At 35.7% G+C, this 17,645-nt stretch carries 17 protein-coding genes; 2 read left to right on the top strand and 15 right to left on the bottom strand.

What is annotated here, in order from left to right:
- Window positions 1–138: 138 nt before the first annotated feature.
- Window positions 139–1,038, bottom strand: coding sequence for a GLPGLI family protein (locus DBR39_RS10985; protein WP_124533016.1), 900 nt, complete (start codon window positions 1,036–1,038; stop codon window positions 139–141).
- Window positions 1,039–1,220: 182 nt separating this feature from the next.
- Here DBR39_RS10985 and DBR39_RS10980 point away from each other — a divergent pair, with 182 nt between their 5' ends.
- A complete protein-coding gene (locus DBR39_RS10980) occupies window positions 1,221–1,718 on the top strand; it encodes a DinB family protein (RefSeq protein ID WP_103231579.1) in 498 nt (165 codons plus the stop codon).
- A gap of 60 nt (window positions 1,719–1,778) precedes the next feature.
- On the opposite strand, the gene DBR39_RS10975 is transcribed toward DBR39_RS10980, so the two are convergent.
- Entirely contained in the window at window positions 1,779–4,481 is a 2,703-nt protein-coding gene (locus DBR39_RS10975) for a Plug and carboxypeptidase regulatory-like domain-containing protein (RefSeq protein WP_124533014.1), read from the bottom strand.
- Between the two features lie 450 nt (window positions 4,482–4,931).
- Between DBR39_RS10975 and DBR39_RS10970 the strand changes: the two genes are divergently transcribed.
- Window positions 4,932–5,813, top strand: coding sequence for a cupin-like domain-containing protein (locus DBR39_RS10970; RefSeq protein WP_124533011.1), 882 nt, complete (start codon window positions 4,932–4,934; stop codon window positions 5,811–5,813).
- Between the two features lie 50 nt (window positions 5,814–5,863).
- Here the strand turns inward: DBR39_RS10970 and DBR39_RS10965 are convergent, their stop codons facing one another.
- The 13 genes from DBR39_RS10965 to DBR39_RS10905 form a co-directional block, all read right to left on the bottom strand.
- Window positions 5,864–6,652 carry a T9SS-dependent choice-of-anchor J family protein gene (locus DBR39_RS10965; RefSeq protein ID WP_124533009.1) on the bottom strand — a complete coding sequence of 263 codons (789 nt, stop codon included), beginning with the start codon at window positions 6,650–6,652 and terminating at the stop codon, window positions 5,864–5,866.
- Between the two features lie 97 nt (window positions 6,653–6,749).
- Window positions 6,750–8,474, bottom strand: a complete 1,725-nt coding sequence (locus DBR39_RS10960; RefSeq protein WP_124533008.1) for a hypothetical protein — start codon at window positions 8,472–8,474, stop codon at window positions 6,750–6,752.
- Window positions 8,475–8,634: 160 nt separating this feature from the next.
- Window positions 8,635–9,363, bottom strand: coding sequence for a metallophosphoesterase family protein (locus tag DBR39_RS10955; protein WP_124533006.1), 729 nt, complete (start codon window positions 9,361–9,363; stop codon window positions 8,635–8,637).
- Between the two features lies 1 nt (window position 9,364).
- Window positions 9,365–9,907 (bottom strand): RNA 2'-phosphotransferase, encoded by a 543-nt coding sequence (locus DBR39_RS10950; protein ID WP_124533004.1) that lies wholly within the window; start codon window positions 9,905–9,907, stop codon window positions 9,365–9,367.
- Window positions 9,908–9,917: 10 nt separating this feature from the next.
- Window positions 9,918–10,859 carry an ADP-ribosylglycohydrolase family protein gene (locus DBR39_RS10945; RefSeq protein ID WP_124533002.1) on the bottom strand — a complete coding sequence of 314 codons (942 nt, stop codon included), beginning with the start codon at window positions 10,857–10,859 and terminating at the stop codon, window positions 9,918–9,920.
- Complete coding sequence (locus tag DBR39_RS10940) at window positions 10,859–11,545, bottom strand: SIR2 family NAD-dependent protein deacylase (protein WP_124533000.1); 687 nt, start codon at window positions 11,543–11,545, stop codon at window positions 10,859–10,861. The genes DBR39_RS10945 and DBR39_RS10940 overlap by 1 nt, the downstream gene beginning before the upstream one ends.
- A gap of 4 nt (window positions 11,546–11,549) precedes the next feature.
- On the bottom strand, window positions 11,550–12,056 hold the full coding sequence (locus tag DBR39_RS10935; protein ID WP_124532998.1) for an O-acetyl-ADP-ribose deacetylase: 507 nt from the start codon (window positions 12,054–12,056) through the stop codon (window positions 11,550–11,552).
- A 5-nt stretch (window positions 12,057–12,061) separates the two neighbouring features.
- Window positions 12,062–13,744, bottom strand: coding sequence for a tetratricopeptide repeat protein (locus DBR39_RS10930; RefSeq protein WP_124532996.1), 1,683 nt, complete (start codon window positions 13,742–13,744; stop codon window positions 12,062–12,064).
- A 64-nt stretch (window positions 13,745–13,808) separates the two neighbouring features.
- Window positions 13,809–14,888 carry an adenylosuccinate synthetase gene (locus tag DBR39_RS10925; RefSeq protein WP_124532993.1) on the bottom strand — a complete coding sequence of 360 codons (1,080 nt, stop codon included), beginning with the start codon at window positions 14,886–14,888 and terminating at the stop codon, window positions 13,809–13,811.
- An 81-nt stretch (window positions 14,889–14,969) separates the two neighbouring features.
- Entirely contained in the window at window positions 14,970–15,824 is an 855-nt protein-coding gene (locus DBR39_RS10920) for a hypothetical protein (RefSeq protein ID WP_124532991.1), read from the bottom strand.
- 2 nt (window positions 15,825–15,826) lie between these two features.
- Window positions 15,827–16,162: a hypothetical protein gene (locus tag DBR39_RS10915; RefSeq protein ID WP_103234834.1), complete on the bottom strand. Its 336-nt coding sequence runs from the start codon at window positions 16,160–16,162 to the stop codon at window positions 15,827–15,829.
- Between the two features lie 78 nt (window positions 16,163–16,240).
- A complete protein-coding gene (locus DBR39_RS10910) occupies window positions 16,241–16,789 on the bottom strand; it encodes a 2OG-Fe(II) oxygenase (RefSeq protein ID WP_124532989.1) in 549 nt (182 codons plus the stop codon).
- Window positions 16,790–16,818: 29 nt separating this feature from the next.
- The gene (locus DBR39_RS10905; protein ID WP_124532988.1) at window positions 16,819–17,361 is read right to left on the bottom strand and encodes an NADAR family protein; all 543 of its coding nucleotides are present in this window, start codon (window positions 17,359–17,361) and stop codon (window positions 16,819–16,821) included.
- Window positions 17,362–17,645 lie beyond the last annotated feature (284 nt).

The following is a 17,645-nucleotide window of genomic DNA, read 5'->3' as shown; positions in this document are numbered from 1 at the left end:
ATAAAAGAATAAAAAACAAAATCAAATTTTTTCCTGAATAATTTTTAAAATTTCTTTTAGATCTATAAAAAAGAAATCAACCCAAACACATTGCTGTATCTGGGTTGATTCAAAATATAATTTAGTTGATATGAATGCTTATTTTTTCTTCTTTTCAGAAGCCTGTTCTTTTTCTATTGGATTGTCATTGGATCCGAAGAAATCTTTCACCTGCTTTTCAAGTCTCTTCATAAAATCTCCTACCGTTCCGTCTGTACCAGGCATTGGTCTGCTCATGTTCTCTGCAGTCATGTAAGGTCTTGATTCTGCAAATGGATCTGCTTTATATCCTTCGTAAGATTTCAGGAATTTTTCTTTGGATGTAGGTGTTATTGTATTGCTCATCATTCCCATCTTGGCATTGATCTTATCTGCATATGACAATTCATCATAGTTTTCGATCTTTTTATTTCCGCTCAGCTGCCATGAGTAATTTTTATCAGCATCTTCAATTTTTACAATCAGACCTGGAAGTCCTTTAAATTTGTACGGCCCATCCTGAAAAGGGATATCTGAACTGAACCATGCCGTCCATTTTCTTCCTCCAAATTCTGTAGTTGCTTTCTGAGCATTGTATGCACCTACCTTTTCTTTATCTGGTAAAATGCTCCATTGCAGTTTCGGATCGTCTTCGTATGAGAATAAGTTTCTACTGATTCTGTCTACATACTGAGCCTTCATGTCCGGATAACTTTTGATAATTTTATAGGAAAATTTAGGCCATTTTATTAGTTTGGTCATATCCTTGAAAGACTTGGTTTTCTCCATCTCTTCTATCTGAATTTTAATGATAGAATCCTGAGCAGGCATTGTGTAATCCTGATAGATGGATTTTTTTGGAGTAATATCAAGGATGGTAATGATCTTATCCAGCTTTGCCGAATCTTTCTTCGGTTTAAAAGTCAGTTCATAAAAGAAACGGTTTGCGGTTTCCTTTGACTCCTGAGCTCCCGCAAAAGCAAAAAGAGCGATAAGAAATACGGAGAATAACTTTTTCATTATTTCAAGTTTTATATAATTAGTACTCATGTCTCTACTTTTGTTACAGTTTTTTTGAAATTTTATTTTTGATCAAATAATAAATCTACTCCAGATTAAGTGATCATTAAAAAATTATGATTCTCTTAAAACAGTTTCTTTTTTAAAACGCTTACCTTTAAGTTTCTAAAAAACAAAATATTATGGATACCTTATCTCAATTAAAATCCGAACTGGAGGGAGAATTCCAAACCACAAAAAAATTTATTGAACTATTCCCTGAAGGAAAAAATGACTTCGCCCCCCATGAAAAAAGCATGAAGATGATGCCACTTGCCACTCACCTCGTAGAAGTTTTTGAATGGCCGAATACTATTTTAAATACTTCCGAACTGGATTTTGGCAAAGGAGACTACAAACCTTCGGTTCTTTCAACAAGAGAAGAGCTTCTGAAAAAACTGGAAGAAGATTTTCAGGCAGGCAAAAAGGCGTTGGAAAACAGCAAGGAAGACGATCTGAACCCAAGCTGGACCATTAAAAATGACGGCCATGAACTGGCAAGCTGGAGCAAATATGGGGCAATCCGCCATGCTTTGAACCAGATCACTCATCACAGAGCTCAACTGGGAGTATATTACAGACTGAACAACATTCCTTTGCCGGGAAGCTATGGGCCTTCAGCAGACCAGCAAAGTTTTTAATTTTAATACCTTAAAGTATATCTCAACAAAAAACCAATCCGGATGGATTGGTTTTTATTTTTATTTAAAGTTGAATTTTACAGTAAACATGACCTGACTGGGGCGGAGTTGGATTCTCGTATAAGAAATACTTTGTGCATTGATATCATACGTTTCAAAAACTTTTTTGTTCGCGATATTCATCCATTTCACTTCGAAATCTATTTTCTTTTTAGCCCAACTGAACTGATAAGACAAATCATAGAATCCGTTATTATATTTCTGAGTTCCGGCACTACTGTTTACCTGATCCCAGTTAAATCCTATGGTATGGTTTTCCAATGGATAGAAAAATACGCCTAAGTTATGATTAAATCCATTTCTTGAGTTCTTATTATTCAATTCAGGTGTTACACTTGTATTGGTTTGTTTTGTTTTTGAAATGGTAAAATTATAATCAACGCTCATCCAGCTGAAATAGGTATTATTGAATTTAAACCCTACTGACTGAGAATTATTTTTGCTTTCGTAAGATTGATCATTCTGATAAGCATCTGATGTTGAAGTATTGTTGCTATAGCTTAATGAAGCATTTGTTTTAAATTTCGGGAAATATTTTCCTACTTCTCCGCTAAACCCATTATTTTTTGTGTGATTTTCCTGTTCCAGATATTTCACTGTGGTATATCCTGCTTCGTTTCTTACAGGAGAAGAAATAAGATTTCTTTTGGCATCGGATAATCTATAATTAAGATTAAAGAACAAATTATTCAAAGGATTTCTATATTCTATTCGTGTCCCTCCAGATTTTGTATTGTTCTGAGGAATCGGGTTGGAGGCATCCATTGCATTAATACCATTGGGTGACGTCATTAAAAACCCTGAATATGCGGTGTTTACTTCCCCGAAGTTATTATTGATATTACCCGTTACTGAAGCTTTCCAGAATGAAGCAAATGAGTACTGTGCAAAAATATTTGGCTCAAAGGTTACTTTATTTACCGATTTTGAAACAAGTCTCAATGGATCTTCCGCTTTAATATTGTTTGAGTTTACTGGAAGATTGGCATAGATCATCAATGATTCACTTTTATAATTTACTCCTAAACTTCCATATGGTGTTGCTGTAGTATATTTCAAATCATTATTATATGCTTCATTTGGTCTTAAAAACTTGCTATTCTGAAGGTTTGAAAGGTCCGTAGTAAGATCTGTAGTTTTAAAATTAAAACCAACCTCCGGGGTGAAAGTCCATCCTTTAGCTGAAAAACCTAAATTGGCAGAATGATTGGCTTCGAAAGTTTTAAGCCTCATATTCTGTCTTACAATATCTGTAGGTGCTGTTGTTGTGAAGCCAGGTATCTGCAAATATGAAGCAGGAGAAACCTCCAGTGTCTGTCTATCTGTTTGATAATTAATATAAGACTGAATATTAACCATTTTCTCTTTCCATGGAATAATGGTACTCAAAGAGTTCTGAAATGAAGTAGTAGGAGATTCTATTGCCTCATCCCCATGTCTGCTGTTGGTTGCATCTGTTCGGTCTACAATACCCCTGTCTGCGTTCCAATATTGGGAGAAGCTTGTTGTATTTTTAAAGAATCCTTTTTTTGCATTTTTAGTAAAAATCAATTCTCCTTTTGCTTTATCCGTATAGAAATTATTGAAAATATTCTGAGTTACTCTTGAAGCAGGCTGATTAGATGTTGCAAAATAATCCGTCTGGCTGTAAGATTCTCTCTCTACCGCATTATTGGTATAGTTCGCGTTAGCTTTAAGTTCCCATTCCTTTTTCTTATCAATATTGGTAAGATAGTTGGCTGATAAGTAATGAACATTATTCATCAGATATCTCTTTACCGGAAGATTAGGGGTACTTGCATTTTCTACATTCAGCCAGTCATTTTGAGAAGCATTGATTCTCTTGCCTTCAAATCTGTTCCCGAATGCTAAAATATTTCCTTCATTTTCCACCTGCTCACCCATGTTATTGGTTTTATAATTGACCACCCATTGGCTTTTCTGCCCGAAAAACATAGGAGTCAGCTTTACATTCCAAAGCCATGGATCTCCGAAGCCCGTTCCAACTTCTCCTCTCCCTGTCATGGTAACGGAGTTTTTAAGCTTGATATTGATTGCTGCCTGATCTGAAGGTACTTTATCCTGAAGAATTTTTACCGGCTGGTGATTTTCGAGAACTTCTACTTTCTGTACGGCATCTTTCGGAAGTGAGTTGTTGATGGTTCCATAACCACCTTCCATAAGATCTTTTCCGTTCACATAGAATTTATTGATGGCATTTCCCTGGTAGAGAATTGTTCCGTCGGTATTCACCTCAATTCCCGGAATCTTTTTCATTACATCTGCCAGAGTTCTGTCATTTTTGTTGTTGAATGCTTTAAGATCATAGGAAATGGTATCCCCTCTTGCGGTAATCATTTTTGTTTTCAGCTGTACTTCTTTAATTTCTGTGGCTTCAGACTGCATTTTGAAACTTAAGGTCTGATCACTGTTGCTGATTTGTTTCGTAAGGGGCTTCTGATTGAAAGCTTTTACTTTAAGATCCACATTCGATTCAGCGGAAGTGAACGTTACTTTGTATTCACCTTTAGAATTGGTAATTCCGTAGGCCAGAATAGCATCTTTACCCGGTTCTTCTATGGTCACACTGGCACTTGGTATTGCTACCCCGTCATCATCAGTGATCTTTCCTGAAACAGTCTTTTGTGCGAAAGTAAGCACAGTAAAGAAAAGCATCAGAAATAAAGAAATATTTTTTTTCATACTTAACATTTGCTCAATTAGTTAATCATTATCGTTTTTTGTTACACTTTTTATAAAGATGAATTTTATAGATAAAGGTTAAATCATTATCACTACAAACATAGTTATATTTTTTAAACCTTTGATTTTTTTTTAAAGTGTATTCTTTTCGGATCAACTATAGCTCACCTTGTAACTCATGATACATGATAATTTTTTTCCTTTAAAAATTATATTGGGCATATAAAATCTTCAAAAATTTTCATCAGTTATTTTTAAAAATTCGCAACAAAATCTTAATACAATTTATCATATTAAATAAAAAAGAAGCGCTTTTCAAGAGAAATATAAATTTTAATATTTTTATTCATTCCAGATAGTAAAATCTGATTTGAATTATAGATTAAAAAAAACTTAAAAACGGGCACATAAATATATATTTAATAATTTTGTAACATTAAATTTACTAAAATGGGAATTATTTTAAAGCCTATAGATATTGTAGAAGATATTTCAAAAGAGGAATTCTACGAAAAATATCTAAAGCCAAGAAGGCCCGTTGTCATCAGGAATATGGCAAAAAACTGGCCTGCTTACCAAAAATGGACGATGGAATATATGAAGGAGGTTGTAGGAGATGTGGAAGTTCCGCTATATGACAGTTCAAAGGCAGATCCCTCTGCCCCCATCAATGCATCGGCCGCAAAAATGAAGTTTGGAGATTATATAGATCTTATACAGCGGGAGCCGACTGATCTCAGAATATTTCTTTTTGATCCTATAAAATATGCTCCGAAGCTTTTAGAAGATTATATTTCCCCCAAAGAACTTATGGGAGGATTTCTTGATAAATATCCTAATATGTTCTTCGGCGGAAAAGGATCTGAAACATTCCTTCATTTTGATATTGATATGGCTCATATTTTCCATACTCATTTCAATGGAAGAAAGCATATTCTCCTTTTTGATTATAAATGGAGAGAAAGGCTTTACCAGATTCCTTATGCTACGTATGCACTGGAAGATTACGATATAGAAAATCCGGATTTCACAAAATTCCCGGCGCTGAATGGTGTAGAAGGTATTGAATGCTACCTGGAGCACGGAGATACTCTGTTTATGCCTACGGGATGGTGGCACTGGATGAAATATCTGGACGGAAGTTTCTCTATTTCTTTAAGAGCATGGGACAAGTCGTGGGCAGTAAAAGCACATTCGCTGTGGAATCTTACTGTACAGCGAAAATTTGACGATATAATGAAAGCCAATTTCAAAAAGAATTACATGGAGTGGAAAGAAAAACTGGCGGTTGAAAGAGCAGAAATCGCTTTAAAAAGAGGCTTACCGAGATAAATAAAAAGACGTTTCAAATGAAACGTCTTTTTTAATTCTATTATAAAATGCTATTTTTTAATCATTTTATAGCCTTTTTCTGTCTCTTTATCTTTGACCTTCACTATATAATTTCCTGATGTCAGTTCACTTACATTTACAGTTCCGTTTTCTGCATTTATTATTTCTTTTTTCACCAGTTTTCCGTTAAAATCATAGATGTTAATCTCAGATATCTTAGTTTTATTTTTGATATATAAGATATCTTTTACCGGATTTGGATAGATGGATCCACGGCTGCTATCCTCTTTTACATCGGAAACCGATAGACTGTTTGCGGAAATCTGGAAATCGTCTATCCCAATAAACCAGACATCCTCAGTCGTGGAATAGAAAGCAATATAAATTGTTTGTCCTACATAAGGAGTCAGGTCATAAGTATACTGATTCCATGAAGTAGGAGGTTTTACCGCAGCAGCGAGCGTATTGGTAAGGCCCGCGATGGTGGGAGTTGTTGTTGATACTTTTATATCCACCGTCTCAGCAAGCCCGGCTCCTCTGTTTCTTGCCCAGAAAGTAAGCTTATCTGATACTCCCGCGGTAACCACTATAGCAGGACTTATGGCATAATCATCATGGGCAGTACTGTCATATTCCAATCCCAGAAAATGGGTTCCTGAATGGGGAGCATTGAATGAAGAGTCATAAGAACTAAAGGTTTCCCAGGTTCCGGGATCTCCTCCATTAATTATCGTCCACCCGGCAGGCATTGTTGCCGAGTCAAAACTTTGAGAATATTGTGCTAGCAGACCTGTTGGTATGAAGCACAGCAATGTTACGAATTGATAAATTTGTTTCATCGTGTTTATTTTTATGCTAATTTAATAAAAAACAAAGACATTGTTTAACAAATTATCATTAAAAATAAAAAATAATCAGACTTTTATGAAAATAAATCTACAACACCCGGTAAACAGGATACTGTCTGAACGTTTTTTCTTCAAAGTATGGAGAGTGCCTGTACACCCAATCCAGCTGTGCCTCTCCGTCTTCAGACAATTTTCTATCCGATGCTTTAGCTGCTTCAAAAGCTTCTTTCAGTTTGTTGTCTTTTTTCAACAGTTCAGCTGCTGTATCTTCGAAAATATATGCAGAATAATATTCTTTCTGAGCCAGAATTCCATCAAAGAAGTTCCAGTTGAAAAATGAGTCTAGTGCTTCAGGTTCAAGGGTTTCTATGATATATTTTACACCAGGCTGATTGGTAGAAACCAAATAGTCTCCTGCAGAAAATGTCATATTTTTACGAGAAGTATCTACCGTAGTTTCAAAATGCAGATAATGACCTTCATAAGGGTTTTTAACGGTTTTAAAATCTTTGATCTTATAGGATTCAACCGCCAGAGTACTGTCTTTCCGTATGGGTTTCATCTGAATTTTATTTCTTTTAAATTCTTCAATTACGCGATACTGCGACTGCGGAATCACATAATACTTCGGAATGGTAATATATCCCGTAGGAATAGCAGTGGTAAAGAGTTTTATATTCTTCGTAAAAGGTTTGTTGCGGTCATAATACAGCCTTGGTTTACCAGAGATTTCACTTGGTTTGTATTTTCCTTCATAACCTTTAAAATCCATCGTAGAAAACTTCGTGGAGTCTATTTTCCAACGGATTCCGTATTGTTTTCCTGCCTGGTATTGTTTTAAATTTTCAATGCGGAGCTGTTTTATCGTATGATATTCTTTATCTAAATTCTGCAGGTTGACCAGCATATATTGGTAAGTAGCATCTACCCTTTTGTCATAAGGCTTCAGCATATGGGTTTCGGGAACGGTTCCTAAAGAATTGAAAAGAGAGGTATATCCTGTAGAGTATCTCGGGGAATCTTCAAATGAAGCAAATCCCACTTCAGGAACATCTCCGTGAATGTTGACATAAGGAGTACTTTCGTAGCCCAGTTTCTTCATATCTCCAAGATTTTTAGCCTGATAATCGTTATAGAAATAGGCTCCAAGAGTATTTCCCAGACGTTCTTTAAAGGTAGAAATATAGGTAAATGTGTATTGATAATCTGCTCCATTGCTCACATGATTATCTATGAAAACATCCGGTTTCAGCCACTGATAGATTTCCTGAAAGCTTCTTGCATTTTTAGAATCTGCCTTGATAAAATCTCTGTTCAGATCATAATTTCTAGCATTTCCTCTGAAGCCGTACTGTTCCGGACCATTTTGATTGGCTCTGGAATAGGATCCTCTGTTGAGCATTCCACTCACATTATAGGCGGAAATAGCAGCAATGACAAAATTTTGCGGAGTTTTGATTTTTTTGACTGCAAGATCTCTCATCAGCATCATGGTAGCATCTATTCCGTCCGGTTCTCCGGGGTGAATCCCGTTATTGACGAAGAGAATGGCTTTGTCTTTTCTTACTATTTCAAGGTCCTTTTCAGGAAAAGGGTTATAAACGACCACATAAATGGGTTTTCCGTTGTCATCTTCTCCTTTTTTAAGGTACTGAATGGTATTAAAGTTCTTAGCCAGATTCTCATAGTAGCTATTCATTTCATCGTAAGTAACAGTCTGGTTGCCATTGCCCTTTTCAAAAGGGGTCTGAAATGATTTTTGAGCCAAAAACAAGGTGGAACTCAGCGTGAATAAAAGATATTTCAGTTTCATTGAAGTCATATTTTCAGACTTTAAAATTAGTTATCTTTTGTGAAAAAGAGAATGTGTTGACTAACAGAATTGTTTTGAAAATAGAAACCTCACAGGTTTTGAAAACCTGTGAGGTTTGTTACTAATAGCACTAAAAGCCTGATTTATTTGTTCCATTCTATTAATTTCTCCCTTTTTCATTGGGGTACAGGGAAGGAAGCGGGTCGCTTTGCCAGAATTGTTTGGAGTCGATATCCATGATCGATAAAGATCCTGTATAGGCTGCTCCGGTATCCATATTCCAGATATTGGCTTTATTGGCGGGTGTTTTGATTCCGATATCCAGCGTAGGGGTATGTCCGATGAATATTTCTTTGTACAGAAGCAGTCTTTTAGGATATAATTCTGAATTATTTTCCAGTTTTTTATCCATTGCCACCGCAGTTTCCCAAAGGGTTCTGTCCCAGCGGTAATTGCTGGAATACACTTCTCTTTCAGGGCCGTGCATGGAAGCATATCCGGCATGAATAAACAACCGGTTCTGATCATCAATATGATAGTTTTTCATCCTTTGAAAGAATTCGAGCTGAATATCCAACTCTTCAAGAGAATAATCAGCATAACTTTCTATGGTGCTTTTTCCTCCATTGAAAAGCCATACATCAGGATTTTGTCCCAATGCCAGCCAATCTTCACACCATGCATCATGATTTCCTTTGATGAAAATACATTCCTGCTTTTCGGAAAGTTTCAGTAAGAACTGTATAATTTGGGAGGATTCGCTCCATCCGTCTACATAATCTCCGAGGAAGATCAACTGATCATTTTCTGTCACAGCCGCTCTTTCAAGAACCTGTTGCAGGGCTTTAAATCCTCCGTGAATGTCTCCTATTACTAATGTTCTGCTCATTTTACTTCGAAATGTATTTTGCATCTACAAAATCCGTCAGCCATACTCCGTTTGCTGACTGATAGAAAGATAATCCTTCCTGATGCATTGTTCCGGTTCTGATGGTGAGAATCACGGGCTTACCGTGTCTCATCCCTACCTTTGTAGCCGTCTCTTTATCAACACTTAAGTGTACATGCTGGCGTGTTCTTTTTTCAATTCCTTTTTCTAAAATGGAAGTGATATTAGCTTCTGCCGTTCCGTGGTACAAGAATTCAGGGGGTTGCTTTGCTTCCAGGGCCAGATCTATATCAATAGAATGTCCCTGGCTTGCCCTGATCATGGTTTTGTCTTCGTTAAAAGCAAAACGCTTTTTATTATTGGTTTCTACAACCTCATCTAATTCTGCGGGCGTAAAATATATTCTTCTTTTGGCTGATTTTGCTCTCAGCTCTTCTATATCTGCCCAACCGTTTTCATCTAGCGTAAGTTCAATGCTTTCAGGCTGATGCCGGAGAATAAGGCTTAGAAATTTACTTATTTTTTTCTTTTCTATTTCGTTCATGATTTGTTTTTTAATTCATTAATTTTTCGTGTAGTTTTTTGCACAATGCTTCAATATCATCTTTCCTCACCAGCTCGGCAATCCATTCCTGTGGAATACTCTCAAATCCATAATAAATTCCTGCAATGCCTCCGGTGATGGCTCCGGTGGTGTCGGTATCTTCTCCCAGGTTTACCGCTTTTAAAACCGCTTCTGAATAGCTTTCTGAGTTTAGAAAACACCATAAGGAAGCTTCCAGACTGTGCAGGACATATCCGCCGCTCTTGATTTCATCTTCAGGATAATCGGAAATATTACTTTTTAAAATCTTATGAAAAAGCTCAATTTCATTTGGGTTAAACCCTTGCTTTTCTGCATATTCCAACGCAACTTCCTGTGTATGCGCATAAGCCTCTTTTTTGTTCTTCCCTTTCAATAATTGAATGGCAAAAATCACATAGATGAAACAGGCAAAAACAGAACGGAAATGACCGTGCGTTATTGCTGAAACTTCTTTTACTGTAAGATACAGCGTCTGAATATCATCTTCTTTTTCAAGATAAAAAGCCAGGGGAAGAATCCTCATTAAAGAACCATTCCCATTGTCTTCTTCAAAAATATTTCCTGAAAATTTAGCACTCTCCCCCTTGATTAATCTTGCCAGAGCATGCCTTGTAGTTCCTCCAATATCGAAAAGCCTTCCATGGGCTGTCCAGTGACCGTATTTATTCCATTTTACAAAGCTTTGTCCTATTTTTTCCAGGTTATAGCCTTTGGTAAGTTCTTCTGCAAGACAAAGTGTAAGAGAACTGTCATCGCTCCAGGTACCTTTGGGTTGATTCCAGGACATGTATTCCAGCATTTTTGTGACCGGAAAACGTTTTAAATCTTCTCTTTTCTTAAATTCCACCGGAACACCAAGTGCATCTCCAATGCAGACACCCATAATTCCTGCTTTTACTTTGTTTTCCATCAGGCAAGGTTTACCAGTTTATCGAACAGGAGTTTCATTCCTTGAGTGGCTGTTTCTTTCATGACAACCGCTCTCTGTCCGTATCCAAATCCTGTTTCATTAGGGTTGATAACGATTAAAAGGCAGTCATCTTTGATATCATGAATCAGTCCGGCTGCCGGATATACCTGCAAAGAAGTTCCGATTACCAGTAGGATATCCGATTCTTTTACGATTTCTCTTGCTGTCTGATACAATGGAACATCTTCTCCAAACCAAACGATAAAAGGTCTTAACTGTGCCCCATCTTCTGCTTTATCTCCGATATTGATATCCTCTTTTTGATCATAAATCAGGTTTTTATTGTTACAAGAACATGATTTGAACAATTCTCCGTGAATATGAAGAATATTGTTAGATCCTGCTCTTTCATGAAGATCATCGATATTCTGGGTAATGATCTGAACATCAAAATGCTTTTCCAGCTCTGCCAGTAATTGATGAGCTTCGTTGGGCTGTACTTCATGCAGCTGGCGTCTTCTCTGATTGTAAAATTCAAGAACCAAAGCTCTGTCTTTTCTCCATCCTTCCGGACTTGCCACATCCGTTACATTATGATTTTCCCAGAGACCATCTCCGTCTCTGAAGGTTTTTATTCCGCTTTCGGCACTAATTCCTGCGCCGCTTAATATGGTTAGTTTTTTCATTGGTTTATTCTAATAGTTTTTCATAAATCATTTCATTCTCATCATCAAAACAGACAAAAATAACTTTCTCAATGATATCTGAATGAAATTTTTTGACCTCATCTACTGCAATTTTTCCTGCCAGTTCTTTTGGAAACTTATATACTCCCGTACTGATGCTAGGAAAAGCAATGGTCTTTACTCCTAAACTTTCTGCTAATTGCAAAGAATTGCGATAACAGTTTGCCAGAAGTTTCGATTCTTTTTCCTCATTTCCATTCCAAACCGGGCCTACTGTATGGATAACATATTTTGCAGGGAGATTTCCAGCATTTGTTACTACAGCTTCACCAGTATTGCATTTGCCCTGTCTGTTTCTGATTGCTATGCATTCTTCAAAGATCTGTGGGCCTCCTGCTCTGTGAATAGCTCCATCCACTCCACCTCCACCAAGTAAGGATGAATTGGCGGCGTTAACAATCGCATCGGCGTGGATCTTTGTGAGGTCGCCTTTTATTAATTCAATTTTCATGGAACTTATTTAAATGGTTGTCTAGAAATATGTATTTCAGCTTCTATTTCATTATTCTGAAGTTCATAGTATAGTGCTGCTGCCCATTCATCTGCTCTTTCTACTTTGGGGCCTAATGTAATTTTTTTTACACTTTTCAAAATTTCAGAAAGTTCAATATATACTCTTGGTATTTCAAAATCTTTATTAACTTTCTTATCGAAACCAATACCCTTTTGTACTAATCGTACTTCATGCTCATATTGATATTCAATACCTTTAAATAAAAATGCAATTTCAAACAAAAGTTCCTCAATATCTTTCTGAATATCTTTACTTCCTGTTTTTTTTATAAATTCTTTGAGCGCTAACTCTAATTGATTACAATAATCATTTAAATCCTTATTTCTTATACTTCTTTCAGCTTGCTCAGGAATAAAAAATTGCCCGTTTTCTTTTTTGTACGCAACTCTATAGAATTTAAAATCTGTTTCATTAGGTGATGTTTTGTCGATTTTAAGTTCTGATTTTACTTCTTCAATTAGAACCTCCTTATTCATTGTAATTGCGCAACCCCTTGCTTCTTCTTTTCCTTCTTTTCCATACATCCTCCACATTGTAAGATCGTTATGCTTATTTTGTGAAACAAAACTTCCTATAAATGGTTTTTTTACAAAAATAATATCTACATGACTTTCCTTTTTACTAAGTGGTGATTCATATTTTAAATACTCAAATAAAGCCGCGCCTTCAGAAGTATCATTTAAAAAAGCTCCTTCTGATAAACGAAATTTACTTTTTTCTAAAATTAAAGCTTTTGCCACTGAAAGGCCTGTGAAATGCGTAATACAATCCTCCTCATATTCTAAAGTTTTTTGAATTTTAGAAACTATTTTCTGAATTTTTTCATAGTCTTCACTCAATAAAATTTTGCTAATTTCTCTTACCTTAGAGACCGAATTATCATAAAAAAAATCTTTTACCTTATCAAGCTCAATATACTTTTGATAGTTTTCCCTTGACTCAATATACTTTTCCTGAGTAAAATAAATATTTGCAATATTATAGTATGGTGCCGAATTTTTTGCATCACTACTAATGGATAGTTTATAATACTTTACTGCATTTTTAAAATCACCCTTAGCATAATAAATATTACCAATACCATTATATGCATATGACTTCTCTCTTGTTTCTAATTTTATTGCTTTTTTAAATGAAAGCATCGCTTTATTATACTCTCCTTTATCAGAATAAATTTGTGCTAATCCTAAATATGATACTGATATATTGAAATTTTCTGAATCAATTGAAATTGCTTTTTTATAATATTCTTCAGCATACTCATTCTGTTTTGAAGTTACATAGATATTTCCAAGACCCTGATAAGCTAAAAAAAATTTATCATCTAGCTCTATAGCTTTTTTATAATATTCTTCAGCTAAAGCTGGATCCTCATTAATATAACAATTTCCTAAATAATGATTGCCCTTAGCATTTTCTTTAATATTAAGACTTTTTATAGCATCTGGTTTATAATCATTTCGTCCTAATCTGCATTTAGATTGAGCAATTTCAGCATATAATTCATAATCATTAACTTGTTCCAAAATCTCATCTGAAGCTGTTTTTATAACTTCCTCGTAATTTTCCTCTTCATTAAGTTTTTTAACTTTATCAATTAATTCCTGTCTATCTATTGTATTCATTGATTATTTTTTTTAAATATTATTTCATCATTTGAGCTTAGCATTACTCAATAAATATAACTCTTTATTTATTTTCTAAAATCTCTTTAAAATCTTTTGAATACGGAGAATAGGATCCGTAAACCGCATTAAATTCAACATCCAGATTTTCTATTTTAAATTGTTCGTCAATCTGATCCAGACAAGTGATGACAAGGTTTTTTTTAACCGGAAATACATAAGCTCCATCCAGCTTCAAGGCATAATTCAGCAGTTTGTAATCTATTTCTCCAAATCTTAATTCCTTCTGATATTCATTAAATGTACAGGTTTCCTCTTCATTATTTCTCAGATTCATTTCTTTTTCATTGCTCATCCAGCCGCTTCCATGGCGCGTTGCATAGCTTCTGGTCACATAATACATTTCTATGTCTTCAATTTTTAAAAGCTGGCAGATCTCATATGCATTTTTTGAAGTGGTATGAGCATAAGTCACATTGGGAAAAACTCCATGATCCATATCGAGTAAAACTCCCTGACTTCCTTCAAAAATAAGGTGATCAAACAAAGCCAGGTAGTTATAATCATTTATATTCCAATCAATGGCTTCAATAGCATCTAAAAAAGGCTGTAAAAGTTTACTGATCTCACTTTCATCTACAAAACCATAGTAATAAGCGATCCCTTTCAGTTTCTCCAACAACATTTCTTTGGGTGCTATGAGGTCTATTGCAAATAGTTTATAGGGACTTTCGTGTCTTTTCTTGGTAGCGCCTACTCCCTTTCCGCAGGTTCCATGCTCCAGATTCCGTGCATTTGTTCTGTTTTGCCATACATCAAAAGGAGTTGTGACCTTTGCTAACGGATGAATATGCAGTTCGATGTTACCGTTCTTTGCGTTCAATTCTTCTCTTTCGTTGAGCAGAAAAGCCGGGTGTATCGTACAATGCTCGGTGAAGTAAGAAGGCAGGCCACGAAGTGCTCCGCTCGCAAAACTGGAATGTACATGTTTTCTTTCATCAATCATCACGGTATGTGCCGCCTGTTGGCCTCCTGAAAATCTGATCACGACAGCCTTCGGATTCTGAGAAGCGAGAAAATCGGTGGTTATTCCTTTTCCTTCATCTCCAAAACCAAGTCCTATTACTATTTGCGCCTTTTTCATGTTTTTATATTTTTTGAGATCCTTTTCCATTGCCATTTTCATTTGTATTTTTATAATTGTATTGATGGCAATTTCTTAGTTCTAAAGCATTTGAAACTGATCTAACCCTTCTGTTCCTGTTGTTCCCAAGGTTTTATTTTTAAACTTATCACAGATAATCCCTTTGATAACGTTGGGAATTTCCCGGTGATCTTCTATGGATATACAGTTTTGGCCTAGTAATTCTTTCCAGCCTCTATCTGCTCTGAGTGCCTGATCAGAATGCAAAACACTGATATGGTATACTTCATATTTTTTCTTTGCTTCTTCCAGCAGTTCAAAATGAGTATAAGTTTGCTGTCCTTTTCCCATAATTTCTCTGATTGCAGAGGCAGAAAGTGTTTTTAAACAAGGTTCATCACCTACGGTAAACAATAATCCTTTTTGTCCTCTTTTTTCAAAGGCATCTGTTCTGGTATGGAAAGCAGCAAAGTACCAGGCTAAAAGATAGCTTTCTCCGGCATTTCCACCGCCTCCGGACTCTATGTAGGTACGGGTAAGCCACATATCCAGTTCTTCATCTCCTGACTCAAACTGACCCACCTGAAGCGGATAGCCGTCACATTCATGATCTCCTATTCCAAGGAATAACAAGGCTGGATCAGGAACTCCTCCCTGGATAATTCCTCCCATCAGTTTTGGCAAACCGTCTCTGATCAGTTCATGGGGAATATGTCCCATGCTTCCTGTAACATCCAATCCTAAAATAATGGGAACAGAATTGGGATGAATGTCTGAATCTCTGGATTCTCTGAAAGAAATACCATGAGGATTCATGGATTCATGAGCCATTCTTTTGGCGTTTTGGGTGAAAATTTCTCCTGCGGATTTTGTTCCGTAACCCGCTTTACTTGCTCTGTCATAACGAGCGTCTAAATCGTATCTTGTACTTCCCATGACTATAGTGTTTTTCCAAATAAATATTCAAATCTCTTTTGAGTTACTTCGAGCTGAATATTCAGATTTCTGATTGTTAATGATAATTCCATGTCTTTCTGAACGAATGCTTCGGGATTGAAATCCGCAAAAGTCAGACTGTTTCTGTCTAAAGGACTGATATCAATAAGCCCTTCCTGTTCCCGCTCGAGTCTTTTGATTTTTAATTCGATATCTTCGACTCGGCGTCTGTAAATCAATTCGGAATCTCCTCCGATGATCCGGGCACGGTCTTCTCTGATCTGATCATTATTTCTTTGTAATGATTCGATAAATCTTGGTTTTAATTCATCTTCCATGACCAAATATTTTTATTTGTGTTAATATTACGCTAATTAAACAGGACATAGTAATGCTATCTCTTTTTACGAATGATTTTATTCCTTTGAGTACATTACATCTGTTCTCAGCACATACTTTAATCCGCTGATAAGTATTTTCCCTTCGTGTCTTAAAGGATGATAAAAAATAAGGGCTGTTCCTTTCTTTGGAGCTACGGGAAATAAGTTTTCAAATTCTGTTTCTCCTCCTTCAAAATCATCATTCAGATAGATCATAAAGGTGTAAAAACTTTTCTCTTTTTCATTCCTGATATAACTTCCGTCTCTGTGCATTTTGAACTGCTGTCCGGGAGCATATTTGTAAACCCTGAGCATTTCATTAAAGTTAAGAAGCTCATGTCCATCATGTTCCTGAGGTAGAAATGCAGCGGCTTTTTTAAAAAGTTCCTCAGCTATTCTTTCATCAAACATCATCAGCCGGTCATTATTTCTGACGCCTTTGTTCATTTGCTGCCGTCCAAAAACATTGATCTTTGCTTCTTCAAAAACTTTTTCCTGTGAAAGACTGATATAATGGTCACATTCTGTTTCGGTCAGAAAATCTTCAATCAGAAATATCTGTGGGTGTAATTCAACTTTTTCCATAATCGTATTTTGTGTTTGGTCTTGTGTTTTTACTTTCTTAATTCATCTCTTACTTCCATTAAAGCAAATCCTAAGAGGTTTTCTCCATTCCAGAGTAAAGGATTTTGTGCTCTGGTATCTGTTTCCAGCATTCCAATTCCCCAAATTCTATCATAAGGACTTGCCTCCACCAGAATTTTATCTCCTGTTGACAAAAGAAAGTCTTTAAAATCTTGATTCTGAGAGAATTTTAAAAGATTCCCTTGGGTTACCATTTCATATTTATGTTCATCCCAAATTGTAGGATCAAAGTTTTTCACTTTCCTTCCCAGGGCTTTTGCCTGATTAGGAGTAACCGCCTTTAAGATTTCCTCTTCCATTTCAGCATCATTAAACAGTCTTGCCTTTCCAGCCATCATATAATGTTCAGCCGTTTTATAAACAATCCCGTTTTCTTCAAATTTTCCTGGAAACCACTGGCTAAAGCATGATTTGGTAATAGTATCTTTTGCTGTGTGTCCCCAGAAAAAGAGAAATTTTATTCTTTCTTTTTTCTGAAAGCGTTCTGTAATATTGTGTAAGGTGTAATTCATGATTGTGTTATTTTTACACAAATTTAAAAGAAAATCAGTCTTTGCACCAAATTTATTTGCGTTAATTTTACACTAATAAATATAATTAACTGATTACCAGTTAGAAAAATTCAGTTTTATTAAACACAAATAGCACAAATTCATATCACAAATGACACAAATCTTTAATAAGTTTTGGCTAAAGCCATTGGAATATGGTATAAAAAAAACGGGCTAAAGCCCGTTCCTATTGAATGTATTTTAATGAATTTATTAAAGTATATTTCTTAAGCTCCAATATATTT

The organism is Chryseobacterium sp. KBW03 (assembly GCF_003852415.1).
Taxonomy (GTDB): Bacteria; Bacteroidota; Bacteroidia; order Flavobacteriales; family Weeksellaceae; genus Chryseobacterium; species Chryseobacterium viscerum.
Note: the sequence above shows the minus strand (reverse complement) of the source record. Positions and strands in the feature narration are given on the sequence as shown.

Bases quoted from the DNA above. Each gene is read 5' to 3' on its own strand.
- DBR39_RS10985 (WP_124533016.1), bottom strand. From the start codon at position 1,038: ATGAAAAAGTTATTCTCCGTATTTCTTATCGCTCTTTTTGCTTTTGCG.
- DBR39_RS10980 (WP_103231579.1), top strand. From the start codon at position 1,221: ATGGATACCTTATCTCAATTAAAATCCGAACTGGAGGGAGAATTCCAA.
- DBR39_RS10975 (WP_124533014.1), bottom strand. From the start codon at position 4,481: ATGAAAAAAAATATTTCTTTATTTCTGATGCTTTTCTTTACTGTGCTT.
- DBR39_RS10970 (WP_124533011.1), top strand. From the start codon at position 4,932: ATGGGAATTATTTTAAAGCCTATAGATATTGTAGAAGATATTTCAAAA.
- DBR39_RS10965 (WP_124533009.1), bottom strand. From the start codon at position 6,652: ATGAAACAAATTTATCAATTCGTAACATTGCTGTGCTTCATACCAACA.
- DBR39_RS10960 (WP_124533008.1), bottom strand. From the start codon at position 8,474: ATGAAACTGAAATATCTTTTATTCACGCTGAGTTCCACCTTGTTTTTG.
- DBR39_RS10955 (WP_124533006.1), bottom strand. From the start codon at position 9,363: ATGAGCAGAACATTAGTAATAGGAGACATTCACGGAGGATTTAAAGCC.
- DBR39_RS10950 (WP_124533004.1), bottom strand. From the start codon at position 9,907: ATGAACGAAATAGAAAAGAAAAAAATAAGTAAATTTCTAAGCCTTATT.
- DBR39_RS10945 (WP_124533002.1), bottom strand. From the start codon at position 10,859: ATGGAAAACAAAGTAAAAGCAGGAATTATGGGTGTCTGCATTGGAGAT.
- DBR39_RS10940 (WP_124533000.1), bottom strand. From the start codon at position 11,545: ATGAAAAAACTAACCATATTAAGCGGCGCAGGAATTAGTGCCGAAAGC.
- DBR39_RS10935 (WP_124532998.1), bottom strand. From the start codon at position 12,056: ATGAAAATTGAATTAATAAAAGGCGACCTCACAAAGATCCACGCCGAT.
- DBR39_RS10930 (WP_124532996.1), bottom strand. From the start codon at position 13,744: ATGAATACAATAGATAGACAGGAATTAATTGATAAAGTTAAAAAACTT.
- DBR39_RS10925 (WP_124532993.1), bottom strand. From the start codon at position 14,888: ATGAAAAAGGCGCAAATAGTAATAGGACTTGGTTTTGGAGATGAAGGA.
- DBR39_RS10920 (WP_124532991.1), bottom strand. From the start codon at position 15,824: ATGGGAAGTACAAGATACGATTTAGACGCTCGTTATGACAGAGCAAGT.
- DBR39_RS10915 (WP_103234834.1), bottom strand. From the start codon at position 16,162: ATGGAAGATGAATTAAAACCAAGATTTATCGAATCATTACAAAGAAAT.
- DBR39_RS10910 (WP_124532989.1), bottom strand. From the start codon at position 16,789: ATGGAAAAAGTTGAATTACACCCACAGATATTTCTGATTGAAGATTTT.
- DBR39_RS10905 (WP_124532988.1), bottom strand. From the start codon at position 17,361: ATGAATTACACCTTACACAATATTACAGAACGCTTTCAGAAAAAAGAA.